The 22,912-nt window shown below is 72.8% G+C and carries 17 protein-coding genes and 1 riboswitch; of the genes, 9 read left to right on the forward strand and 8 right to left on the reverse strand.

Translation table 11 applies throughout. The annotated features are described in order from the left end of the window. Positions 1–66 precede the first annotated feature (66 nt). The gene (locus tag ACS5RC_RS12045) at positions 67–837 is read left to right on the forward strand and encodes an endonuclease/exonuclease/phosphatase family protein (protein ID WP_478344099.1); all 771 of its coding nucleotides are present in this window, start codon (positions 67–69) and stop codon (positions 835–837) included. On the opposite strand, the gene ACS5RC_RS12050 is transcribed toward ACS5RC_RS12045, so the two are convergent. Further along, on the reverse strand, positions 770–2,206 hold the full coding sequence (locus ACS5RC_RS12050) for a phospholipase D-like domain-containing protein (RefSeq protein ID WP_478344100.1): 1,437 nt from the start codon (positions 2,204–2,206) through the stop codon (positions 770–772). The genes ACS5RC_RS12045 and ACS5RC_RS12050 overlap by 68 nt on opposite strands. Before the next feature lie 85 nt (positions 2,207–2,291). After that, a complete protein-coding gene (locus tag ACS5RC_RS12055) occupies positions 2,292–4,391 on the reverse strand; it encodes an FUSC family protein (protein WP_478344351.1) in 2,100 nt (699 codons plus the stop codon). A gap of 207 nt (positions 4,392–4,598) precedes the next feature. Here ACS5RC_RS12055 and ACS5RC_RS12060 point away from each other — a divergent pair, with 207 nt between their 5' ends. Continuing rightward, a complete protein-coding gene (locus ACS5RC_RS12060) occupies positions 4,599–5,573 on the forward strand; it encodes a right-handed parallel beta-helix repeat-containing protein (protein ID WP_478344101.1) in 975 nt (324 codons plus the stop codon). Positions 5,574–5,695: 122 nt separating this feature from the next. On the opposite strand, the gene ACS5RC_RS12065 is transcribed toward ACS5RC_RS12060, so the two are convergent. The 3 genes from ACS5RC_RS12065 to ACS5RC_RS12075 all read right to left on the reverse strand — a co-directional run bounded on the left by ACS5RC_RS12065 (position 5,696) and on the right by ACS5RC_RS12075 (position 8,227). Beyond that, positions 5,696–6,193: a CAP domain-containing protein gene (locus ACS5RC_RS12065; protein WP_478344102.1), complete on the reverse strand. Its 498-nt coding sequence runs from the start codon at positions 6,191–6,193 to the stop codon at positions 5,696–5,698. Between the two features lie 133 nt (positions 6,194–6,326). After that, positions 6,327–7,418 (reverse strand): HD-GYP domain-containing protein, encoded by a 1,092-nt coding sequence (locus ACS5RC_RS12070; protein WP_478344103.1) that lies wholly within the window; start codon positions 7,416–7,418, stop codon positions 6,327–6,329. A gap of 116 nt (positions 7,419–7,534) precedes the next feature. Beyond that, on the reverse strand, positions 7,535–8,227 hold the full coding sequence (locus ACS5RC_RS12075; protein WP_478344104.1) for a GntR family transcriptional regulator: 693 nt from the start codon (positions 8,225–8,227) through the stop codon (positions 7,535–7,537). A gap of 306 nt (positions 8,228–8,533) precedes the next feature. On the opposite strand from ACS5RC_RS12075, the gene ACS5RC_RS12080 reads away from it, so the two are divergent. After that, positions 8,534–9,190 (forward strand): class II aldolase/adducin family protein, encoded by a 657-nt coding sequence (locus ACS5RC_RS12080; RefSeq protein ID WP_478344105.1) that lies wholly within the window; start codon positions 8,534–8,536, stop codon positions 9,188–9,190. 114 nt (positions 9,191–9,304) lie between these two features. On the opposite strand, the gene ACS5RC_RS12085 is transcribed toward ACS5RC_RS12080, so the two are convergent. Both ACS5RC_RS12085 and frc read right to left on the reverse strand, forming a co-directional pair. Further along, positions 9,305–10,237 (reverse strand): methionyl-tRNA formyltransferase, encoded by a 933-nt coding sequence (locus ACS5RC_RS12085; RefSeq protein ID WP_478344106.1) that lies wholly within the window; start codon positions 10,235–10,237, stop codon positions 9,305–9,307. Between the two features lie 126 nt (positions 10,238–10,363). Next, the gene (gene frc, locus ACS5RC_RS12090; protein WP_478344107.1) at positions 10,364–11,641 is read right to left on the reverse strand and encodes a formyl-CoA transferase; all 1,278 of its coding nucleotides are present in this window, start codon (positions 11,639–11,641) and stop codon (positions 10,364–10,366) included. 726 nt (positions 11,642–12,367) lie between these two features. Between frc and ACS5RC_RS12095 the strand changes: the two genes are divergently transcribed. Continuing rightward, entirely contained in the window at positions 12,368–12,634 is a 267-nt protein-coding gene (locus ACS5RC_RS12095) for a hypothetical protein (RefSeq protein ID WP_478344108.1), read from the forward strand. Positions 12,635–12,706: 72 nt separating this feature from the next. Then, positions 12,707–14,515, forward strand: coding sequence for a DEAD/DEAH box helicase family protein (locus tag ACS5RC_RS12100; protein WP_478344109.1), 1,809 nt, complete (start codon positions 12,707–12,709; stop codon positions 14,513–14,515). 37 nt (positions 14,516–14,552) lie between these two features. On the opposite strand, the gene ACS5RC_RS12105 is transcribed toward ACS5RC_RS12100, so the two are convergent. Continuing rightward, entirely contained in the window at positions 14,553–17,471 is a 2,919-nt protein-coding gene (locus ACS5RC_RS12105) for an ATP-binding protein (protein WP_478344110.1), read from the reverse strand. Positions 17,472–17,669: 198 nt separating this feature from the next. Here ACS5RC_RS12105 and ACS5RC_RS12110 point away from each other — a divergent pair, with 198 nt between their 5' ends. From ACS5RC_RS12110 to ACS5RC_RS12125, 4 genes are all read left to right on the forward strand, one after another. Then, on the forward strand, positions 17,670–18,158 hold the full coding sequence (locus ACS5RC_RS12110) for a phasin (protein ID WP_478344111.1): 489 nt from the start codon (positions 17,670–17,672) through the stop codon (positions 18,156–18,158). Positions 18,159–18,297: 139 nt separating this feature from the next. Beyond that, the gene (locus ACS5RC_RS12115; protein ID WP_478344112.1) at positions 18,298–18,612 is read left to right on the forward strand and encodes a hypothetical protein; all 315 of its coding nucleotides are present in this window, start codon (positions 18,298–18,300) and stop codon (positions 18,610–18,612) included. A gap of 129 nt (positions 18,613–18,741) precedes the next feature. Beyond that, a riboswitch (cobalamin riboswitch) is annotated at positions 18,742–18,968 on the forward strand. A gap of 290 nt (positions 18,969–19,258) precedes the next feature. Then, positions 19,259–21,439: a TonB-dependent receptor gene (locus tag ACS5RC_RS12120; RefSeq protein ID WP_478344113.1), complete on the forward strand. Its 2,181-nt coding sequence runs from the start codon at positions 19,259–19,261 to the stop codon at positions 21,437–21,439. After that, entirely contained in the window at positions 21,439–22,878 is a 1,440-nt protein-coding gene (locus ACS5RC_RS12125) for a PepSY domain-containing protein (protein WP_478344114.1), read from the forward strand. Before ACS5RC_RS12120 ends, ACS5RC_RS12125 begins: the two co-directional genes overlap by 1 nt. The last annotated feature ends 34 nt before the right edge of the window (positions 22,879–22,912 follow it).

Consider the following 22,912-nt stretch of genomic DNA (forward strand, 5'->3'; position numbering starts at 1 on the left):
CGCGCGTCGCCGCGGACCGTCACACCCGTCGCCACCCATCCGTTTCGAGGGACGAGAGCCGCAGGCATGTTGCACCAGCCCCGTCCGACGCCGATCGGCCTCGCTTCCGTGGCCGAGGCGCCGCTCGTCCAGGCCGACCGGGCGCTGGCGACCGTCAAGATCGTGAGCTGGAACCTCCTGCGCCGCACCGGCGCGGCGGTGGGCGACCTCGCGGCCCTGATCGAGCAGGAGCGGCCGGACCTGCTGCTGATGCAGGAGGCCACCCGCAGCATCGGGGCCCTGCGCGAGCGCGTCGGCGGCACCTATGCCTGGGCCCCCCTGCCGAACCGGATCCACGGCCTCGCGATGTGGAGCCCGAAGCCCTGGGAGGCGCCGCCGAGGATCGTGCCGCTGCCCTCCGGCGCCATGTTCCACCGGGTCTGCCAGGTGCTCGACCTCGGCGGCTTCGGCGTCGCCAACGTGCACCTCTCGCACGGGCAGATGCTCAACCGGCGCCAGCTCCGCCGCGTCATCGCCAACCTGCCCGAGCGCGCCGCGATCCTCGGCGATTACAACATCGTCGGGCCGGCGCTGATGCCGGGATTCCGGGACGTGGGCCCGCGCCAGCCCACTCACGACATGGTGCAGATGCTGCCCCTGCGCCTCGACCGCTGCCTCGCCCGCGGCCTCGTCTGCCACCAGCACGCCGTGCTGCCGCGCGGCCCCTCCGACCACCGGCCGATCGTCGTCCATCTCGGGCCCGCGCCCGAGGCGCCGGAGCCCGGCCGGCTCAGAGGTATGGCAGCAGCAGTCGCACGGCTGCGTCGCGAAGGCGGACGGGCAGGGAGCGCGCGCTGAGGTCGTCGACCGTCAGGCGCGAGCCCATCTTGGATTCGATGAAGGTCTCCAACTCCGCCGCCATCGCGGCATCGTAGAGCTCGACGTTCAGCTCGAAGTTCAGGCGGAAGCTGCGCATGTCCCAGTTGGCGCTGCCGACGAAGCACCACGCGCCGTCGACCACCAGCGCCTTCGAATGGTCGAAGGGCGGCTCGTCGAGCCAGATCCGCACGCCCGCGCGGAGCAGCGGCATCGCGTGGGCGCGGGTCGCCCAGTCGACGAAGACGTGGTCGCTGCGGCGCGGGATCACCACGTCCACCGTGACGCCGCGCTCGGCCGCGAGTTCGAGGACGCTCGTCACCACCTCGTCGGGCAGGAAGTAGGGCGTCACGATGCGGACCCGCTCGCGGGCCCCGTTCAGCGCGTGCAGGATCACCGACTCGATCTTCTCGACGTCGGCGTCGGGCCCCGAGGTGACAGCGCGGGCGACGCTCCCGCCCACGGGCTCGAGGTCGGGAAACCAGCGCGGCCCGTCGAGGACCTCGCCGCTGACGAAGGCCCAGTCGCTGGCGAAGGCCATCATCAGCTGCTCGACCACCGGGCCTTCGAGCCGGAAATGGGTGTCGCGGATCGGGTGGTCGGGCCGGCTGGCGAGGCGGTTCGGCTGCGAGATGTTGACGCCGCCCGTGAAGGCGCGCCGCCCGTCCGCGATCAGCAGCTTCTTGTGGTTGCGCAGGTTCAGGAACGGCATCCGCCAGGGCAGGGCCGAGTGCATGAACAGGCCCGCCGGGACGCCGGCGGCGTGCAGGCGCCGGTAGGCCTTCGTCAGGAAATATCCGCCGCCGATCCCGTCGATGATCACCCGCACCGCGACGCCGCGGTCGTGGGCTTCCTTCAGCGCCGCGCAGAAGGTGCGGCCGGTGGCGTCGTCGCGGAAGATGTAGCTCGTGAGCACCAGGCTTTCGCGCGCGCCGCGGATGGCCTCGAGCATGGCCGGGTAGGCCTGGTCGCCGTTGCGGTAGAGCCGCACGGCGTTGCCCGTGAGCGCGGGCAGGCCGGTGATGCGCCGGACCGCCCGGTCGAGAGGGAACAGGGTGCGGGGCACCACCGCGTCCTCGGTGCTCGCCGGCTCCAGCGCCTCCGAGGGCTTGGTGCGCAGGCGCCGGGCCCGCCGCGTGACCCGGTTGATGCCGAACATCAGGTAGAGCACGCTGCCGAAGACCGGGGAGAGCCACGCCAGCCCGACCCAGGCCACCGCCACGCTAACGCGCCGCTTGCGCAGCAGGGCGTGCACGGTCACGGCGACGGCGAGCAGCGTGCCGGCGACGGCCAGGACGTCGGCCCTGAGGTTGGCGGTGGACTGGATCCAGCGGAGCAGCGCGTCTTCCAAGGGAGGCTTCGATCGGTTGGGGTACGGGGGCCGAGCCGATATAGGGGCGGCCCGGAGGATAAACCGCGGCGCGGCGGAGTTTTCCTCAGGCGCGCGCCGGCCGCGCGCCGTCCGCCGGCACCCGGGCGGCCTCGCGCGGGCGCAGGGTTCCGGTCAGGAGCTCGACCTGCCCGACGAGGCGGGCAAGCGCCGCGTGGCGCTCCGCGCCGGGGCGCTCGGGCAGGTCCGGATCGTCCTCGGCGAGCGCCCGCAGGGTCCCGGCGATCCAGGCCTCCCAGTCCCGGTCCCCGGGACGGGAGGGCGCGCCCGCGTGGCGCAGGACCGTCAGCCGGGCGCTGATCCGGCGCAATGTGGCGTCGGCGACGAGCGCGGCCTCGATCTCGGGATGGCGCCCGGCGCGCGGCTGCTGCAGGGCGCGCGACAGGGCGGCCTCCAGGTCGTTCAGGGCAACGCCGGCCGCGCGGGCGAGGCGCGCCAGCGCCGCGTCGTCGTCCGCGGCGAGCACGGCGCGAGCGAAGTCGGCGTGCAGGCGGATCGCGCGGCGCAGCTCCTTGCGCACCTGGTCGGGCTCCCAGATCGGCCAGAGCAGCAGGCAGCTCGCCACCGCGATCACGCCGCCGAGCACGGTGAAGAGCGCGCGCATCCCGGCGATCTCCCACGAGGAATGGCCGGGCTCGATCACCTCGATCAGCAGGACGAGGAGCGGCGTCAGGCAGGCCACGAAGAACCCGTAGCTCACCTGCCGGGCCGCGAAGCCGAGGATCGAGAGCGGGATGATCAGCGCGGCCTGCGCGAGCGGGGTGGTGGCGAGCTGGGCGAGCAGCGCGCCGAGCAGGCCGCCGAGCACCGTCCCGCCGATCCGCTCCAGCGCGCGCTGCCACGTCGCCGCGTAGAAGGGCTGCATCGTCAGCACCACGGTCATCACCAGCCAATGGGTGAAGGGACCGGACCACGTGAGCGTCGCGGCGAGCGCCGGGGCGCAGACCACGCTGGCGCGCACCGCGTGGCGGAGATTGGCCGAGGCCGGCGTGAAGTTCGCCGCGAGCGGCCCGAAGAAGCGGGCGCGCCAGGGCAGCCGCCGCCCGTCCTCCAGGGCCCCGCCGGGCCGGTAGCCCTCCGGCGTCGAGAGCTTGGCCCCGATGCGGATGCGGTCGCCGATGCGCTCGGCGAGGCGGTCCAGCGTCGGATCCGCGGCGAGGCCCGCGCCGAGCCGGGCGATCGCCGGCTCCAGACGCGCGAGGTCGAGGGTGGAATCCTCCCGGATCGCGCGGGCGATCACCACGAGGAGCGGGCGCAGGCGCCGCAGATAGGCCTTGGCCGCGACGCGCCGCTCGAAATCCGGGCGGCCCTCGATCAGGTCGCCCACGGCGATCAGCCCGGAGAAGATCTGCTCGGCGGCCTCCAGGCGCAGCAGGGCCTGCGCGTTGCGCTCTGAGACGCGCTCGCGCGAGCGGGCAAGGTCGAGGATCAGGCTGCGGGCGGCCTCGATGCCCGCGCGCACGCCGCGGCGATGGGCGCGGGCATGGCCATCGAAGGCGGCGACGCTGGGCTGGGGCAAAGCGGCGAGGTGCTCGAGATCGCCGGCGAGCCGGGCGAGACCGTGCCAGACCTCCGCGATGGCGCGATGGGTCGGGCGGTAGGGGTGCAGGCGCCACAGCACGAGCCCCAGCAGCGTCGCCCACAGGCCGCCGGCCACGAACATCAGCCCGGTGAGCGCGGCCTGACCGGCCCCGAGGGGCCGGTCGAGGGCGATGCAGAGCACCACCACCAGCACGTTGCCCGCGGCCTGGGCCTGGACGCTCCAGACCCGCGCATAGGCGCAGGCGAAGATCACCGCGCAGGCGAGCGGCACCACGACCACGGGCCCGAGCGGCAGCAGGAACCCGAACCCGCCCCAGATCAGCCCGCCGAGCAGGGAGAAGGCGGTGAGCACCCGCAGGCGCAGCCGGATCGGGCCGCCGGTGTCGCAGAAGCAGGCGAGGTTGGCCGCGAGCGCCATCGACAGCAGCGGCGCCCAGGCGAGCCACTGATCGAGCAGGATGACGAGGCCGAAGGCGAAGGCCGCGCGCACGCCCTCGACGAGGCTGAGCCCGCGTGGATCGAGAGCGATCGGGAGGCGCGCGAGGTCGCTGCCCGGCCGCCCGAGGCTGCCGCGCGCGCCGCGGCGCGGCGCATCGGGTTCCATCCGGCCGCGATGCGAGGGCGTGGAGAGTGGATCGGACAACCTGGGGCTCCGGCGGCAGGGGGCCGCCCGTCGGACTGATCTAGGTCGGCCGCCACCGCCGCGGTACCGGCGCAAGGGCATGGCAGCAGCGTGGCAGGGCAGAGCGGCAGGGCGTGGCAGCGGCGCGCCGGTCCAGAAAATGCCCGGCTCGCATGCGAGGCGCGCGCCATGCCTCCGGCCCTTCCCCCCGATCCCCCGGCCCTCGCCCGCCCGGCCCCGCCCTGCGACGCGGCGACCCGGGCGCAGGTGCTCGCGCCGCCCGCGCCCGGCGAACCCGGCCTCGCGCTCACCTGCAGCCTGCGGCTCGGGCCCGGTGAGCACGTGCTGCGGGAGATCGTGCTCGAAGGCGCGGCCGCCTCGGGCGTCACGATCACCTGCGACGGCGCCACGATCGGCTGGGCCGAGCCGCCCCCTCGCCTCGACCAGTTCGCCGTGGCGATCCGCTCGCGACCGTTGCCCGGGGGCGGCTGGGACCGGCCCTCCGGCATCACCCTGCGCGGCTGCGCCATCCTGGGCCACGTCCGGATCTGGGGGATGGGCGTCAACGGGCAGGCCGCGCCCCTGCGCGCCTCCTCGCACAGCCTCGGCCACACGGAGCGGGCCCAGGCCGCGGCGCCCACCGGAATCGCCATCCTCGACTCCACGATCACGGCGCTCGGCCACATCCCGCTCTATCTCGGGCCGGGCGTGACCCGAGTGACGCTGCGGGGCTCGCGCCTCGACGGGCGCTCGTCCGCGACGGCGCTCTACCTCGACGCCGAGAGCGCCGAGAACCGGATCGAGGACAACGACATCGCCGTCGAGACCGGCCGCGAGGCCGTGGCCGTCGACGGCTCGGCCCGCAACCGCATCACCGGCAACCGCATCACCGTCACGGGCGGCCTGATGGGGCAGGGGGCGGTGCGGCTCTACCGCAATTGCGGGGAGGGCGGCACGGTGCGCCACCAGACCCCGTCCGACAACGTGGTGACCGGCAACGTCTTCCGAGGCGGCGGCTTCCTCCGGGCCGAGCCGGTGGTGGTGAATTCCCGCGGGGGCTGGCGCCTCTATTGCGGCGAGGATCGGGGCTACTCCTTCGGCAGCAGCGCCGACGACCGCGACAACGGCACCGGCAACGTCGTCGCGCCGAACCGGGTGGAGTGAGGCGCGCCACCCCGTCCCGCGGGCCTCGCGCGCCGTCCGACGCCGGGGTCGGCTCCCCGCCGAGAGACCGCGCGTTCCAACAGGGACCGCGAGACGCCGACCCGACGGGGTTGGATACGGGCCTAGTTCCCCGCCATCACCAGCGCCCAGTAGCGCCGGTAGCGCGTCTCCGGCGCGTCGACCCGGGCGATGCCGATGCGGCGGATCTGCGGGATCAGCATGTTGGCGTTGTGCTGCGGCGACGCCTTCCAGCGGGCGAGGACCTGATCGAAGGTCTCCGAGCCGGCGCTGAGGTTCTCGGCCGTGTAGGTACGGCCGAGCCCGGCCGAGGCCATCCGCGCGGTGAAGGTGCCGCCGAGATCGTGGCTGAGCCGGCCGGCACCCGCGTTGTTGCCGGCCTGGAACGCGGCCGCCTTGACGAGGCCCGGATCGACGGTGACCGGCCCGAGCCCGTGCTGGGCCCGGTAGCGCGAGATCGCGGCGGCGGCCGCGGTCTCGTCGAGGATCACCGCGCTGGTCGGGCCCCCCGCCTCGGGCAGGATCGTGCCGCTGCCGCAGGCGGAGAGCGCCAGGGCCAGGAGCAGGGCGGCCGGGAGAGCGGCGGAGCGGGTGTTCGGCACGGGAGCGATCTGTGAGGCGGGATGTGCGGGGCGCAGGGCCTGCCTCTCCCGGGTGCCTGCGGCGAAACCGGGGCAGGCGCGCGCCTTCGCCGACGGCCGGCCCCGCCTGTGGCGGCCGGGACACGCCGTGGCCTCAGGCGGTCTCCACCAGGACGACGCTGCCGAAGGCGGCCAGAAGGGCGGCGTCGAGATGCCCCGGATCGGAGGCCATCATCGCGAGCGCCTCGGCGGCGGCGATCGGCGAGCGGTAGGCCCGCCGTTCCGTCAGCGCCGAGAACACGTCGCAGATCGCCACGAGGCGCGTGAGGTCGGAGATGGCGGAGCCCGCGAGCCCGTCCGGGTAGCCGCGCCCGTCGATGCGCTCGTGGTGGTGGCGCACGGCGTCGATCACGTCCGGCTCGGTATCGCCCTGCGCGAGGAGCAGATCGGCGCCGAGCCCGGGATGGCGCTGCATCAGGCGCATCTCCTCCGGCGAGAGCCGCGCGGGTTTGTTCAGGATCTCGGCGGGGATGCGCGACTTGCCGATATCGTGGAGCAGGCCGGAACGGACGAGGCGGCGGTGGTCGCGGTCGTTGAGGCCGAGGCGGGTCCCGAAGGCGGCGGCGTAGCCGGCCACGCTCAGGGTGTGCTGGTAGACGCCCGAATCGTGGCGCCAGACCACTTCGAGCCATGCGCGCACGCCCGCTTCGGAGACCGCTTCGAGCACCAGCGCGGTGCCCTGCTCGACCTCCGCCGGGTCGATCCGGGCACCGAGCGCGGCGCAGTCGAACAGGTCGGCGACCACGGTGGTCGCCGCGGCGCTGCGTTGGCCGAGGCTGCGCGCCGGGGCTGCAACGGCCGAGATCATCCCGAAGATGCCGGCGAGGACTGCCTCGCGCGGCGCGGCGGCCGAGAGGACGCGCGAGCGCGGCGGCAGCGGCCGGTCGACGGATCCGCCGCGGTTGAGGACGAGTTGCGGGACCCGGCGCCAGGGCCGGGCGTCGAGCGCCGGGACGGTGGTGGCGAGATTCGTCGCGTCGAGGTCGAGCACGAGGAGGTCGGGGCGCTCGGCCGGCAGGGGATCGCCCGCGCCGATCGCGCGGCACGCGGTCACCAGGGCCACGGCCCGGGCGAGCGCCTGGCGCTCGGCCGAGCGGTCGGACACCAAGAGGACGAACGGGGAACCGCCATCCTGCGTGCGGGCCGCCTGCGCCACGGTCAGCCCCCATCGATTCGGCCGCGTCAACGATTCGTTGACCCTATCACCGAATTGGTGAGCGAAACCTTTCGACCCGCGCGCAGGCAACCGGATCGGTCAGGCGCCGCAGGCTCTTCGCGGACCTCCGGGCCGAACCGCGCGGATCAGTCGAGGTACTGCCCGTAGGTGTCGACGTGGCGCGCGAGGCCGAGGCCGTGGTCGCGCACCAGCTGCTCGGCGCGCTCGGTCTCGCGCGCCTCGAGCGCCTTGATGATCGCCACGTGCTCGCGGATCGACTTCTCGGCCCGGTCGCCCTGGCGCAGCGCCGTGTTCCGGATGCCCCGCACGTGCATCAGCAGGTTGCTGGACAGGCCCGCGATCACGTCGCATTGGCCGAGCGAGATGATCTTCTGGTGGAAGCGGATGTTGGCGTCGGAATACTCGTCGATGTGCTCCGACGGGCGGCCCTCGTAGAATTCCGGGAATTCGTCGCTCAGCGACTTGAGCTGGGCGTCGGTGGCACGGGCGCAGGCGAGGCGCGCGGCCATGCTCTCGAGCGCGGCCCAGGCGTGGATCATGCCCACGATCTCGGCCCGGGTCTTCTTGATGACGAAGATGCCCCGGCGGGCCTCGGAGCGGACGAAGCCTTCCTGCTCAAGCACGGTGAGCGCCTCGCGCACCGGGGTGCGGCTGACGCCCAGATCCTGCGAGAGCTTGCGCTCATCGAGGCGGACCTCGTCGGACCGGCCGTACAGATCCATGTTGGTGATCGCGGATTTCAGCGCCTCGTAGGCCAGGGTCCGCAGGCTGGAACTCGCGACGATCGGCTTGATGGTGAGCTGTTCGGTATTCGACATCGCGGATCCGGTTTTCGAGCACGCCTACGTTTCTTCGGCCGCTTCCTGACAAGAGACCTAACCCAAACCCGATTGTGGTCCTAGCCGCACTCGGCCGCAGCCCACAATCGCGATGACCGCCGCGGGCGTTCGAGGCCGTCGCGGGCGGTTCCCGGGCAAGGATTCCGCTAGAGATCTGGGGGCCGGCGGCCCCGCGATCCAGGCGGGGCGCCCGCGGGTGCCCGATGGCCTCGGGCGCCCGCCGCGCGTAGAGAACGGGCGGGGCGCGTCGGGGCGCCGGGATCCCGCGCGGGCAGGAGCGTGTTCATGGTGCGTCACGACAGCTTCCGCGTCCGCCAGAGCCTGGTCGAGGCGGCCCGCAGCCTGGAGGCGCTCGGGCTGACGCAGGGCACGGCTGGCAACGTCAGCCTGCGCCACGGGGACGGGCTGCTGATCACCCCGTCCGGCCTGCCCTGCGCGCGCATGGGCCCGGACGACATCGTGTTCCTGGCGCTCGACGGCAGCTACGACCATCCGCTCAAGCCCTCGTCGGAATGGCGCTTCCACCGCGACATCCTCGCGGCGCGCCCCGAGATCGGGGCCGTCGTCCACGCCCACCCGACCTACGCCACCGCCTTCGCCATGTGCCGGATGGAGATCCCGGCCGTGCATTACATGATCGCGGCGGCCGGCGGCCCGACGGTGCGCTGCGCCGGCTACGCCACCTTCGGCACGCCCGAACTCTCCGCCCAGGCGCTCGCCGCCCTCGAGAGCCGCACCTGCTGCCTGCTCGCCAACCACGGCACGATCGCCACCGGGCCCGACCTCGAACGGGCGCTCTGGCTCGCTGTGGAGCTGGAGACGCTGTGCCGGCAATACGCCGTGGCGCTCCAGGTCGGCACGCCGGTCTTGCTGCCCGACGACGAGATCGCCCGCAACGTCGAGAAGTTCAGGAGCTACGGTCCGAAGGCCGGGCAGGCCTAGGGCCGCCCCGGAACCCGGCAGGCGGGGCAGCGGTTCCAGCCCCGCGCCGGCCGGGCGCCGCTGCGCCGACCCGGCATCCGCTTCGGTGGTGGGCACAGCAATGGACGCCCGCTCTCAGCCGCCGAGGATCGTGCCCACGGCGAGGCCGCCCGACCGCGCGAACTCGCCGGCAGACATCTTCTTGCCGCCCTCGGCCTTCAGCTTGAGCACTTCGATCTGGCCCCCCTGCGCGGTGACGCGGATCGAGTCCGCCTCCACCGCGACGACCTCGCCGAGCTTGCCCTTGACGGCGCCGAGCGTCCGCACCGGGTGCAGCCGCGCGTCGAAGATCTGCAGCTTCTGGCCGTTCAGGGTCGTCCAGGCGCCGGGCGCCGGGTTCGCCGCACGGATCACGTTGTAGATGTGGCCGGCATGGGACGCCCAGTGGATCTCCGCCTCGCGGGCGCGGAACCAGCCTTCGTAGCTCGCCGCATCCTCGTCCTGGTCGATCTCGATGTGGCGCTGGGCCACCACGAGGTCGGCGGCCTCCAGCATGGCGTCGACGCCCAGCGGGAAGAGCCGGCCGAAATAGACGTCGCCCAGGGTGTCGTCGGGACCGATCTCGCAGGTCTTCTGCAGGATCACCGGTCCCTCGTCGAGGCCGTCGGTGGGGCGGAAGATCGTCAGGCCCGTCTCCGCATCGCCCTTGGCGATCGGCCAGTTGATCGAGGACGGCCCGCGATAGCGCGGCAGCAGCGAGGGATGGTACTGAATCGTGCCGTGCTTGGGGATGTTGACGAAGCTCTGCGGCGCGAATTGCAGCACGTAGGCCATCACGCCGATATCAGCGTTTAGGCCCTGCATGGCGGCCTCCGCCTCGGCGCTCTTCAGGTTCGGGAACTGGAAGACCTGAAGGCCCTTCTCCAGCGCCGCCGTCTTGAGGACGTCGGGCTTGGCGCCCTCCTTCTCGGGCGCGCAGAACACGCCGGCCACCGTATCGCCGCGGGCGAGGAAGGCCTCCAGCACGGCCTTGCCGAAATCCTGCTGACCGATGAAGGCGATGCGCATGCAGACTCCGGGGGGTCCGCCCGGGCGTGCCGCGGGCGATGGGGGGTTTCGTTCGGGAGGTGGGACGGGGCGCCCCACTCTCACGTGGCGTCGCGCGCCGGGGCGTCGCCCGGCGCGCGGGCGGGCCTATTCGGCGGCGATCTTCTGCACGGCGCCGATGGCGCCCGAGCCCGCGATCTCCGCGACCTCGGTCTCGGTGTAGCCGAGGACGTCGCGCAGGATCTCGTCGGTGTGCTCGCCGAGCAGCGGCGAGCGCGTCACCTCGACCGGGCTCGCCGAGAGCTTGATCGGGCTTCCGACGCTCAGGTACTTGCCCCGGGTCGGGTGGTCGACCTCGACGATGGTGCCGGTCTTGCGCAGGCTCTCGTCCTCGGCGATCTCCTTCATCGACAGGATCGGCCCGCAGGGGATGTCGAACTTGTTGAGGATGTCCATCGCCTCGAACTTGTCGTGCTTCATCGTCCACGCCTCGATGCGCGTGAAGATCTCGTTCAGATGCGGCAGGCGCGCCTTCGGCGTGGCGTAGTTCGGGTCGGTCTTCCAGCTCGGCTCGCCGATGATGTCGCAGATCGGCTCCCAGACCGGGCCCTGCGTGATGAAGTAGATGTAGGCGTTGGGATCGTGCTCCCAGCCCTTGCACTTCAGGATACGCCCGGGCTGGCCGCCGCCGGAATCGTTGCCCGCCCGCGGGGTCGCCTCGCCGAAGGGCACGCCCTCGCCGAACTGGCTGTACTCCTTGAGCGGGCCGTGCTGCAGGCGCTGCTGGTCGCGCAGCTTCACGCGGCAGAGGTTGAGCACGCCGTCCTGCATGGCGCAGTCGACCTTCTGGCCAAGACCGGTCTGGGTGCGGTGGTACAGAGCGGTGACGATGCCGAGGGCGAGGTGCAGGCCGGTGCCAGAATCGCCGATCTGCGCGCCGGTCACCATCGGGATGCCGTCGCGGAAGCCCGTGGTCGAGGCGGAGCCGCCGGCGCACTGGGCGACGTTCTCGTAGACCTTGCAATCCTCGTATCGGCCCGGACCGAAGCCCTTCACCGAAGCCAGGATCATGCGCGGGTTGGCCTCGTGGATCTTCTCCCAGGTCAGGCCCATCCGGGCGAGCGCGCCGGGTGCGAAGTTCTCGACGAGGACGTCGCATTCCTTGACGAGCCGCCAGAGCACGTCCTTGCCCTTGGGGTTCTTCGAGTCGAGCGTGATCGAGCGCTTGTTGTGGTTCAGCATGGTGAAATACAGGCTGTCCACATCCGGGATGTCCTGCAGCTGGCCGCGGGTCGCATCGCCGACGCCGGGACGTTCCACCTTGATCACGTCGGCACCGAACCACGCGAGCAGCTGCGTGCAGGTGGGACCGGACTGAACATGGGTGAAGTCCAGGACTTTGACGCCTTCCAGGGCCTTGCTCATCGTCTCGCTCGATCTGAAACCGGTTGCTCGGATTACGGAGGCCTGCGCCCTTATCGGATCTTCAGAGCCGTCCGCACGGGAAATGGGTCATCGCGCGCGCCGCCGGACCCGCTGGTATGTGCAGTTCTTTATACACCAGTCGATGCGTCCTGTCCGCGGCACGCCGCGCGAGGACATCTCCGATCGGGTCGGTTCAGGGGAGGGGGGTGCGGCTCAGCCGCTGCGGGGTTCGCGCCCGCGCCGCGGGCCGGGCAGGCCGCGCGCGGCCGGACAGCCTCCCCGCGGTCCATGCAGTGTCCCTCCGAATCTGCCGCGGCGCCGCTTCGTGGCGGCACCGTCGTTCTTGAGCGTGCATTCTCCGACGTCCTGCGGCAGCGAGCGCACGATCGTCGCCGCAGAAGCGTCGATGACGGTTGGCATGCCAGATGCCAACTGTCAAACTAAGGTCCGTGGCGCGCGGGAGCCTGTCCATCGCCGCCTTGTCGCGGCGGCACGGTATCCCGGACCGGCACCGGCCTCAAGCGAGGCAGGCGCGATCCGCCGCGCACGAAGTCGGCCGGAGGTCGGTCTTGAGCCGCGCAACACAATGTCCCGGGCTTTTGCGGCGCACAAACAACCGGTTTCGCACCGCGAGATGGCCGGGGTCGTCTTGGCAAGCCGGTGCCGGGCGTTCATCTTACGCCTCAAGACTGCAAGGGAAGCGGTCTCGACGAGGGAGAGCCGTCCATGCTGGCGAGCAGCCGTTTGATCAAATCCTCCTGGATCGCCGTCGAGGTCACGCCGGAGCGGGCGGAGCGCGTCCTGGTGGTGGAAACCTACATCGCGGTGAGCCCGCTCGAGCGGAACTACGATGCGGGCCAATACGAGAAGGTGGTCGGCTGCGTGCGCCGCGTGCTCGCCGCCCATCCCGAGATCGACCGCGCCTCCATCCTGAGCATGCACCGCGACGCGGGCTGCACCGCCCTGTTCCGGGAAGCGACGGCGGCCGCCTGAGACGCGTCCCCGGCTCTCCGGTGCCCGCCCGCCGGGTCGCCGGCGCCCGCTCCCGCACGGACGGGTGAGGCGATGACGGAGCGCGGCCCCTGGAACCCCGGGATCGAGTCGGTCCTGCCGCGGGCCTTCCTCCCGCTCGCGACGGTGTTCCGCCCCGAGAACGTGACGACGCCCTTCGACGTCGCGCGCGAACTGGCGGATTTCTCGGGCCTCGCCCTCACCGAGGTCGTCGCGTTCCGGCCCGAGCGCCTCGCCCAGCACGAGATCCTGATCCGCGTGATGGCGGATCTCGCCGTGCCGATGGGCGAGACCTACGGCGATCTCGGCGTCAATTTCCGGGCGATCGTCGCGCGCATCCTCGCCGGCTACGTGGACCCGAACCGCGCGGCGATTCTGGCCTGCCACGCCGAGGTGCGGGAGACCCTGTCGGCGCGCATCGCCGCCGCCCTCGAGGCGATCCTCGAGGCGCCGCCGGAGCCCGAGCCGGCGCGGCGCTCGCTCTGGCAGCGCTGGTTCGCCGAGGCGCCCCCCGCGCCGACGGGGCCGAAGCCCGCACCCGAGACCCTGGCCCTGGCGCGCCTCGCCGAATGGGGCGGACGCCTGCGGACGGAGGCCGGCGATACCGGGGGCGATCCGGTCGAGGCCGCGGCCTGCGCCGGCCTCACCCGCGCGCTGTCCAGCCTGATCCGCCATCGCGGCGGCCTCGTGGGCGACCGGGCGCTGGTGCGCGACCTAGCCCTCACCCTCGCCCTCAACGAGGCCGCGAGCGACCGGATCGGCCGCCTGCTCGAGCCGTGGTTCGCCGAAGCGGTGGAGCGCGAGGGCTACACCGCGATCCGTCCGCAGGCGCACCCGGTCATCATGAACGTGAAAGGGGCCTCGGCCTCGGGCAAGAGCACCATGCGCCCGTTCCAGCGCGCGCTCGCCGGGCGGCTCGGGACGGCGTGGTCGAACTTCGCGGTCATCACCCCGGACATCTGGCGCAAGTTCCTGCTCGATTACGACAGCATCGGGCCGGCCTCGGGCTATGCCGGCACGCTCACCGGTCACGAGGTCGAGATCGTCGACCGCAAGCTCGACCGCTACATGGCTCGCAAGGCGCGGGAGGGCCGGATGACCCACCTGCTGATCGACCGCTTCCGCTTCGACAGCTTCAACGCCGTCTCGGGCACGCAGGACGGCAGCCAGTTGCTGACGCGCTTCGGGCACCGCGTCTTCATGCTGTTCATGATCACGCCGCCCGAGGCCACGGTCGAGCGGGCGTGGCTGCGCGGCCTCCAGTTCGGGCGCTTCAAGGCGGTGGACGATCTCCTCGCCCACAACGTCGAGGCGTTCTCCGGGATGCCGCGGCTGTTCTTCACCTGGGCGCTGAACGCCGAGAAGGACGTGCACTACGAGTTCCTGGACAACAGCGTGCCGCTCGGCGAGCGCCCGCGCACGGTGGCCTTCGGCACCAACGCGGACCTGACCATCCTCGATCTCACCGGCATCCTGGCGATCGAGCGCTATCGCCGGATCGACATCGAGGCTCGGTCGCCCGAGGCGGTCTATCCGAGCGCGGCGGCCCTCGCCCCGGAGCGCAACACCGAGTTCCTGCGCCAGTGCGTCCGGCGCATGCGCAGCGTCCGCTTCGCGGATCCCGCCAGCGGACGGATCTACGCCTGCTACGAGAACGGCCGCCTCGCCTGCCTCGACCGGGCGCTGCTGACCCGTGTCCTCGAGGGTCCGGACGCCCGGGCGGCGCTGGCCGCGATCGGCGGCGCCCGCCCGGAGACGATCCCGGAATGCCCGAGCTGTCCGCCGCTCGCGCCCGCTCAGACCCTGACGCTCGGCGCCTGGGGGGATGCGGAGGAGCGGATCGGCGCCGAGGCCGCGGGCTGAAGCCGCCCGCACGCGCGATCCGTTCTCCGCGCCCGGTTCAGGCGCGCTTGGCCGGCAACAGGATCTCGACCAAGGTGCCCTCGTCCTTGCGGCTGGAGATCCGCAGCGACCCGGCATTGGCCTCGACCAACGCCTTCGTCAGGGGCAAGCCCAGCCCGCTGCCGAGGCCGTTACCGAGATCGGAGCGGGGCGTCGCGCCGCGGAACGGTTCGAGCGCGGCGGCGAGTTCCTCCGGCGACATCCCGCCGCCGGTGTCGCGGACCCGCAGGGCGATGCCGTCGTTCTCGGCCGGCATGGTCGAGACGATGACCTGACCTCCGGCGCCGGTCAGCCGGATCGCGTTGCCGATCACGAGGCGGGCCGCGCGCGACAGAGTCGCCGCGTCGCCCTGGAGCGGCGCCAGCCCCTCGGCGAAGCTCGTGCGGAGCAGGATCCGGGCCCGGCTCGCCTCGGGCTGGAGATCAGCGACGCAGGCGGCCACGAGCTCGTTCAGGGGCAGCGACGCCGCCGTGAGCGCCTCGCCGCCCGACTCGAGGCGCGCGAGATCGACGAGATCGGAGACCAGGGTCAGGACCTGCTCACCGGCCGCGTGGATGTCGTGGAGGTAGGCCCTGTAGCGGGCGTGTCCGAGCGGACCGTCGGTCTCGCTGAGCATCGCGTCGGCGAAGCCCAGGATCGCGGTGAGCGGCGTGCGGATCTCGCGGTCGAGCTCGCCGAGGAAGCGGGTCGAGGCGCGTCCGGGCTCGGCGCGTCCGGGCTCGGCGCGCTCAGGCACCGGCTCGCGCAGCAGCACCGCGACCCGGTCGGGCCCGAGGCGCAGGACGCGGAGGAGGGCGGGGCGCGCCGGCAGCGCGATCGCTCGGGGGAAGCCGTCGGCGGCCTCGAGGGCGGCGCGGACCGAGTCCGCATCGGCGGCCGGCACCAGCGCGGCGAGCGCCGAGCCGACGAGTTCCCGCGGGTCGCCCGCGAGGAAGGCGGCTGCGGCGCGGTTCAGGGTGAGCAGGCGGCCGGTGCCGTCCAGGACGGCGACGCCCTCCTCCACGTGGTCGAGCGCGGCCAGAGCGTCGGTGCCGCCTCCGTCCCGGTAGATCCGCGCCGGCGCGTCGCCGCGCACCGGCCGCATCAGCAGGGCGATGGCCGGGCCGCCGGACCAGGGCAGCTGCGCGCGCTCCAGCTCGATCGCCCGGCCGCTGCCGTCGGCCGCCTCGATCGCCAGCGTCACCGGGGATGCGCCGATGCCGGCATGGCGCTCCGGCGGCAGGCCGCGGAAGAGCCGGTCGAGGCCCGCCGCCCGGATCCGCTCGAGGCTGTCGTAGCCGGTGAGTTGCAGCAGCCCGCGATTGGCCGCCAGGACGGCGTCGCCGCGATGGACCAGGACGGCGAGCGGCAGGGCGTCGAGGAGGGCGGCCGGATCGGGCGGGCCCTCGGCGCGGGCTCCCGGGAAGGGCGTCACCGAGCCGCCGACGCGCTCGCCGGCCGCGTCGGCCTCGTCGGCCGCCTCCGGGGCCGCGTCACCGGCATAGCGCGCCCCGAGAGCGCGGGCGATCTCCCGGAACGCGGCGTGCTCGGTGAGGGAGAGCGCCGCCTCCGGCGGATCCGGCTCGGGAGCCGGGGCGGGTTCGGGCAGCGCCGGCACCGCCGCCGCCTCGGGCGCCTCGACATCGGCGGGCCGTGCGGTGTCGACCTCCGGTTCATCGAGCGCGTCCTCATCGAGCGCGTCGGGCGGCACCACGAGCCGCGGCTCCGCCGGAGCCACGGCGGCGGCCGGCAGCGCGGCTTGAACCGGCGGAGGAGCGGCTTGGGGAGGAGCGAATTCGGGCGGATCGGATTCAGGCGGCGCGGCTTGAGGCAGCCCGGCTTGGGGCAGCCCGGCTTGGGGCGGCGCGGCTTGGGGCGGCGCGGCTTGGGGCTTCCGATCGCTCCCGAACCAAGTCTGGCCGAACCATGCCGCGAAGAGCGGCGCGGCCAGCGAGGCCAGAGCCATCGGGTCGGTCGTCAGCGCGGGCGCGGGCGCGGGCCGCTGCACCGCCGGCTCGGATGCGGGCATCCCTGCAGCCTCGGAGACCTCGGCGGGCTCCGGCGCGGCGGACCCGGGCGGCGACGCGACGGGCGCCTCGGCCGTCGGGCGCGGGATCGGGCTCACGGCGCGGACGATCCCGAAGCCGCCGTATCCGGTGAACGGCTGGGCGGTGCGGGCGAGCGGCGCGCCAGACAGGTCGGTGGCGAGCTGCAACCCGGCCTCCGAGAGGTCGAGCGCGACGGACAGGCCCCGGAAGGTGCGGTGCTCCGCGAGCGCGGCGAGCAGGGCGTCGGCCCCGTGCAGGCGGCCGGCCTCCGCCAGCCCCGCCCAGCTGCGCCCGGCGAACTGCGCGAGGGCGTCGTGCCCGTCCGAGAGCTGCGTCAGGGTGCCGCCCGCGTCGCTGCGCCAGAGGAAGCGATTGCCCGCGCGCGGCACCGGGGACGCGGTCGCCTCCGGCTCGTCAGGGGCCGAGGGTTCGGGCGAAACGTCTGGCTCCGGACTGTTCTGGAGCAGGGTCGGGCGGGCGGGCGCAGGCGCGCGCCGGGGCGTGGGGGCGGAATCGGTCGCCAGAAGGATCACCGGCCGCCCGTCATCCGCCGCCGCGCGGGCGAGCAGGCACAGGCTCGGCTGCGCGATCCCGGTGCCCGCGAGGCGCAGGCGGGTGAGCCGGGGCGCGGGACCGTGCCCGGCGCCCTGGGCGATCTGGCGGGCCAGAGTCGGGGCGAGGCGGCCCTGCGGAGCGAGGGACGCGACGAGCGCGCGCGCCGATTCGGACGCATCCAGGATGTTCGCGCCGTCGCCGTCGAGGACCAGCCGGACGGCGGCACCTGCGAGGCGCGAATCGGCGTTCCAGACCGCGAAGGCCGCGGCGAGGCCCGGCCTGCCCTCCTGCTCGACGTCCACCTCCGACCCGCCCAATCCCGTCCCCCCGGCCATCGCATCCGCCCGGCGCGGCCTATACGCCCGGCGGGAATATTCTACCCTGCCCAACGCCGACGGCTGGACACTTCAGTCCACCGTCACACGTTTACCTCATGTCAACCTTAATGGCTCCGGCAGGGCTGGCATTCGGCGTCGCACGTGCTATTGTGCACTGCACAATGCGCCCCGACAGGCGTAACGAGAGGAGACGACATGAGCAACACCCCGAACTACGAAGTCCCGACCGAGATGCGCGACTTCGCCGAGAAGAGCGTCGAGCAGGCCCGCAAGGCGTTCGACAGCTTCATCGGCGCTGCGCGCCGCACCGCGGAGACCGTGCAGGGCTCCGCCGAGGTCGCCCGCACCAACGCCCAGGACGTCTCGTCCCGCGGCTTCGAGTACGCCGAGCAGAACGTCAACGCCGCCTTCGATCTCGCGCAGAAGCTCGTCCGCTCGCGCGACATCCAGGAGGCCATGCAGCATCAGGCCGAGTTCGTTCGCAGCCAGTTCGCCGCGATCCAGTCGCAGGCCAAGGAGTTCAGCGGCCTCGCGCAGAGCGCGATGCAGCAGAGCGCCGAGCGCGCCAAGTCCGTCATGCAGGAGGGTGCCGACACCGCCCGCAAGGCGATGGAGCAGGGTGCCAACACCGCCCAGCAGACCATGCATGACGCCCAGAACGCCGCCGAGAAGGCCTCGCACTAACGGCGTTGTCGGCCTCGCCGACACCGGTCGATAAGGCGGCCCGCTCCGGTATCCGGGGCGGGCCGTCTCGTTTTCGCCCGCATTGCCGCGAATCAGGGGGCCGCACCGGCGTGGTCCGGATGGGATGGAGAGAGTGTCCATGCGGCAGAAGCGCAATCTCGGCCTCGCGGCCGTCCTGCTGGCGGCCGCGGTCACGGCCGGCCCGGCCCTCGCCCAGTACGATGAGTACGTCGCGCCGCCCCCGCGCCGCGGCGGCTACGACCGCCCGGTGCGTCCGGATCCGCGCCGCCCGGTCGGCTTTAACTGCGATGCGGTGCAGCAGGGCCTCTCGGGCCCGCAGCCCTATTCCTGCCCGCTGCCCGGTCCGCGCCCCCTCGGCGCGCGCTGCTTCTGCGACATGCCGATCGTGGCGTTCAGCCCGCCGCAGACCGCGGTCGGCCGCGTGGTGCCGTAGGGGCCCGCTCCCGGATCCGTTCGAGTCGGGATCCGCGGCCACGCCCGTCGCGGAAGCGCTGCGGTGTCGCCGGCTGGGCACAATCCTCGAAGAACGCGCCCGCTCCATTGACGCCGACGGCTTCCTCGGGCCTCTTGGGCGGCGACGGTTCCCCGCGAGGGGATCAAAAGGGAACGCGGTGAGGGCAAGCCCGAGAGGGATCCGCCCGAAGCCGCGGCTGTCCCCGCAACTGTAAGCGGCGAGTCCTTCATCACGGCGTCACTGGGCATCCGGATCCGCGAGGGTCAGGGCCTGGGAAGACGATGAGAGGGCAGCGACCCGCGAGCCAGGAGACCTGCCGTCAGCCGTGGTCACACGCGAAACGCGTCGGGCGGGGTGTCCTGACGGGTGCTGGGACGTCCGTGCCGAGGCTCGGACGGCACGGCCTCGTTCGCGGTGACGTGCCACAGCAAGCGCGCCCGCGACGCCGTCCCCGATGCCCGGTTTCCGAAAGACGCCAGAGATCCGCATGCGAGAGCGCATCGTCCGCGGGACGACGCGCCGCCCGCCCGCGCGCCTCGGCGCGATCGACACCAGATTTGTAATGTTATTACACTGCAAATGAGGCAGAGGGTCCGGCAGCGCCGCGCTGGGACCGTCTCTCACCATGTCTCGAAACCGTGCCCGTCCGGGGCCGCACGCCGCGGCCCCCCTGTGTTTGCTCCTCGTCCTGCCGGCCTGTCCCGCCGCGGCGCAGGACGCCGTCACCCTCGACCAGCTCTCGGTGGAGGGGGAAGGCGTCGGCCCGTCCCGCGCCGTGCCGACGGGTCTGAACCTGCGCACGCCGGATCGGACGGCGAGCCGCCTCGGCCTCACACCGCTGGAGACTCCGGCGAGCCTCGATATCGTCCCCGGCGAGACGGCGCGGCTGCGCGGCCAGGACACCATCGCCGACGCGGTCACCCAGGACGCCACCGGCCTCACCTCCATCGCCTCGCCGGGCAACGGCAACGGCGCCTTCACGGCGCGCGGCTTCGCGGGACCGAACTCGATCCAGCAGCTCTACGACGGCACCCGGTTCTACGTCGGCGCCAACACCGTCACCTTCCCGTTCGACACCTGGACCGTCGAGCGCATCGATGTGCTGCGCGGGCCGGCCTCCGTGCTCTACGGCGACGGCGCGATCGGCGGCGTGATCAACGTGGTGCCCAAGAAGCCGGTCTTCGTGCCGGTGAACGCGGCGCGCGCCGTGGTCGGAACGGACGGTATCGCCCGCCTCGCCTTCGATTCGGGCGGCGCGCTCGGGCAGGCCGAGTTCGGCAACACCTTCGCCTACCGCCTCAACCTCAGCGGCAACCGCGGCGACGGCTGGGTCCATCCGGTCGGCGATTTCCGCAACCTCGCGGTCTCAGCGGCGCTCCTGTTCCAGCCGAGCCCGGATTTCGCCGTCACCCTGAGCCACGATCTCGGCTACCAAGAGCCCGCGCGCTACTGGGGCACGCCGCTGGTGAACGGCCGGATCCCGGACCTGATCCGGTTCGCCAACTACAATGTTCGCGATCCGAAGATCACCTGGGCCGACACCTGGACCCAGCTCAAGGCCGAGTGGACGCCCACGGCGGACCTCACCATCCGCAACACGGCCTACCGGCTGACCAGCCGGCGTCACTGGCTCGACGTGGAGCAATACGCCTTCAACCGGGCAACGGGCCTCGTCGACCGGGGCGATTACCTGGAGATCTATCACAGCCAGGAGCAGGTCGGGGACCGCCTCGACGCCACTCTGCGCGGCACGCTGTTCGGCCTGCCGAACCAGTTCGCGGCGGGCTTTGACGTGAACCACATCGATTTCCGGCACACCAACAACTTCTATTTCGACCAGAGCACCAGCGTGCCGCTGACCGGCTACGATCCGGGCGTCTTCCCGCAGGAGGGCCGCGCCCGGCCCGCCTACGCGACGCGGACGAGCCAAGCCTCGGTCTTCGCCGAGGACCGGCTGATCCTCACCGAGCGGCTCTCTTTCCTGACGGGAGTCCGGCTCGACATGCCGGTCCTCCGCCGCCAGGACTTGCAGACGGGCGCCGCGTTCGAGCGGAGCTTCCAGGCGCTCGGATACCGCTTCGGCCTCGTCTACAATCCGACGCCGGACAGCGCGCTCTACGCCCAGTACAGCTTCGCCACAGATCCGGTGAACAGCCTCATCACCCTGTCGCAGTCGCTCGCCGGCTTCCAGCTCGCCACCGGCACGCAGATCGAGGTCGGCGCCAAGGGCCTTGCCTTCGACGGGGCGCTGGAATGGACGCTGGCGGGCTACCGCATCGTCAAGGACAACCTGATCTCGGCGGTGCCCGGCCAGCCGACCCTGGCGACGCAGGTCGGGAGCCAATCCTCGCACGGCGTCGAGCTGGCCCTCGGCTGGCGCTTCGCCCCGAGCTGGCGCCTCGACGGCAACATCGCCCTGCTGCAAGCCCGCTACGAGCGGTTCGACCAGAGCGTGGGCGGCGCGACGGTCTCCTATGCCGGCAACCAGCCGATCGACGTGCCGGAGCGGGTGGCGAACCTCTGGCTGATTTGGGACCTCGACCGGGCCTGGACGGCGCGGATGGGCCTGCAGAACGTCGGCTCGGTCTACAGCGATTTCGGCAACACCGCGCGGCGCCCGGGCTACACCCTCGCCAACCTCGTCCTCGACCATCAGGTCACTGCGGAATCCCGGCTGTCGCTCCGCGTCTACAACCTGTTCGACACGGTCTACGCGATCAGCGGCAACGCGGTCGGCGGGGTGGGGACCAACTGGCTCCTCGGCCGGCCGCGCTCGGTCGAAGTCGCCTATACGGTGACGTGGTGATGCGTCGCGGCCTGCGGCGGCTCGGCAAGCTCGGCCGGCGCTGGCTGATCCTCGGGCATCGCTGGATCGGGATCGCCACCGGGCTGTTCTTCGCCCTGTGGATCGGCTCGGGTCTCGTGATGCTGTACGTGCCGTTCCCGGTGCTGACGGCATCCGAGAGCCTCGACCGGCTGCCGCCGATCGACGGGGCGCGGATCGCTATATCCGCCGACGCGGCGCTCGCCGCGGCCGGGCTCGCCGAGGCGCCGGCCAGCTTCGGCCTCGAGATGCGCGACTCCGTGCCGGTCTACCGGATCGTCGGCCGGGACGGGGCGCGCACCACCGTGTCGGCGGAGAGCGGCGCCCGGCTCGGGCCGGTCTCGGACGCGGAGGCGCTGCGCATTGCCAGTGGCGGCCCGGCGGCGCGGAGCGATCCGGTCGAGCGCGACCAGTGGACCGTCACGGCCCGCTACGACCCGCTGCGGCCCTTCCTGAAGGTCGCGCTGGGCGATGCGGCGGGAACCGAGCTCTACGTCTCGCGGCACACCGGCGAGATCGCCCTCGACACCACCCGGTCCGAGCGCGCCTGGAACTGGCTCGGCTCGGTGCCGCACTGGATCTACCTGACACCCCTGCGCGCCCGGGCGGAGCTGTGGCGGACCCTCCTGCTCTGGCTGTCCGGGCTCGCCGCGCTGGGCGCCCTCAGCGGCGGCACGATCGGGATCTGGCGCCTGCGGCTGCGGCGGCGCTACGCCGCCGGCCGGGTGACGCCCTATCGCGGGCTGGCGCGCTGGCACCACCTCGCGGGACTCGCCGGAGGCCTCGGGCTCACCGCCTTCATCCTCAGCGGGTGGCTCTCGATGAATCCGAACCGCTGGTTCTCTGCGGCCGCGCCGCCCGCCGCGATCCTCGCCGCCTACGCGGGCATTCCGGGCCCGGTCGGGATCGACGCGGCGGCGCTCGCGCGCCTCGCGCCGCCCGGGACGCGCCGGGTCCGGTTCGTCGCGCTCGGCGGGCGCTGGTGGGCGGCGGCGGATGACGGGCGCGGCGCGGGAGGCGCCGGTGCCGCACCCGATCCGGCCATGATCGCCGCGGCGGCCGCGAACGCCGTCGCGGCCGGGCGCCTGCGGGGGGCGCGGCTGCTCACGGCCTTCGACGCCTACTGGTACCCGCACGGGACCGATCCGCGGCCCCTCCCGGTCCTGCGCCTGCGCTTCGACGACCCGGCCGCCACCTGGTTCCACATCGATCCCCGGACCGGCGCCATGCTCAACCGGCTCGACCGGTCGGGCCGGCTGAACCGCTGGCTGTTCGATGCGCCCCACCGCCTCGACCTCCCTGGACTGGTCGAGCACCCGGCGGCGCGGATCGCCGTGCAATGGCTCCTGAACGGGCTCGCGGCCGCGATCGCCCTCACCGGCCTCGTCGCGGGCTGGCGCCGCTTGGTCCGGACGCCCTGATCCGCCTTCCGAGCGCGGCTCGGACGCTTCGCGC

The sequence above is a fragment of the Methylobacterium sp. HJ2 genome (assembly GCF_056431005.1).

What these genes read in the sequence shown, in the direction of transcription:
- ACS5RC_RS12045 (WP_478344099.1), top strand. Translation starts at nt 67, where the DNA reads ATGTTGCACCAGCCCCGTCCGACGCCGATCGGCCTCGCTTCCGTGGCC.
- ACS5RC_RS12055 (WP_478344351.1), bottom strand. Translation starts at nt 4,391, where the DNA reads ATGGAACCCGATGCGCCGCGCCGCGGCGCGCGCGGCAGCCTCGGGCGG.
- ACS5RC_RS12060 (WP_478344101.1), top strand. Translation starts at nt 4,599, where the DNA reads ATGCCTCCGGCCCTTCCCCCCGATCCCCCGGCCCTCGCCCGCCCGGCC.
- ACS5RC_RS12075 (WP_478344104.1), bottom strand. Translation starts at nt 8,227, where the DNA reads ATGTCGAATACCGAACAGCTCACCATCAAGCCGATCGTCGCGAGTTCC.
- ACS5RC_RS12080 (WP_478344105.1), top strand. Translation starts at nt 8,534, where the DNA reads ATGGTGCGTCACGACAGCTTCCGCGTCCGCCAGAGCCTGGTCGAGGCG.
- ACS5RC_RS12085 (WP_478344106.1), bottom strand. Translation starts at nt 10,237, where the DNA reads ATGCGCATCGCCTTCATCGGTCAGCAGGATTTCGGCAAGGCCGTGCTG.
- frc (WP_478344107.1), bottom strand. Translation starts at nt 11,641, where the DNA reads ATGAGCAAGGCCCTGGAAGGCGTCAAAGTCCTGGACTTCACCCATGTT.
- ACS5RC_RS12095 (WP_478344108.1), top strand. Translation starts at nt 12,368, where the DNA reads ATGCTGGCGAGCAGCCGTTTGATCAAATCCTCCTGGATCGCCGTCGAG.
- ACS5RC_RS12100 (WP_478344109.1), top strand. Translation starts at nt 12,707, where the DNA reads ATGACGGAGCGCGGCCCCTGGAACCCCGGGATCGAGTCGGTCCTGCCG.
- ACS5RC_RS12105 (WP_478344110.1), bottom strand. Translation starts at nt 17,471, where the DNA reads ATGGCCGGGGGGACGGGATTGGGCGGGTCGGAGGTGGACGTCGAGCAG.
- ACS5RC_RS12110 (WP_478344111.1), top strand. Translation starts at nt 17,670, where the DNA reads ATGAGCAACACCCCGAACTACGAAGTCCCGACCGAGATGCGCGACTTC.
- ACS5RC_RS12115 (WP_478344112.1), top strand. Translation starts at nt 18,298, where the DNA reads ATGCGGCAGAAGCGCAATCTCGGCCTCGCGGCCGTCCTGCTGGCGGCC.
- ACS5RC_RS12120 (WP_478344113.1), top strand. Translation starts at nt 19,259, where the DNA reads ATGTCTCGAAACCGTGCCCGTCCGGGGCCGCACGCCGCGGCCCCCCTG.
- ACS5RC_RS12125 (WP_478344114.1), top strand. Translation starts at nt 21,439, where the DNA reads ATGCGTCGCGGCCTGCGGCGGCTCGGCAAGCTCGGCCGGCGCTGGCTG.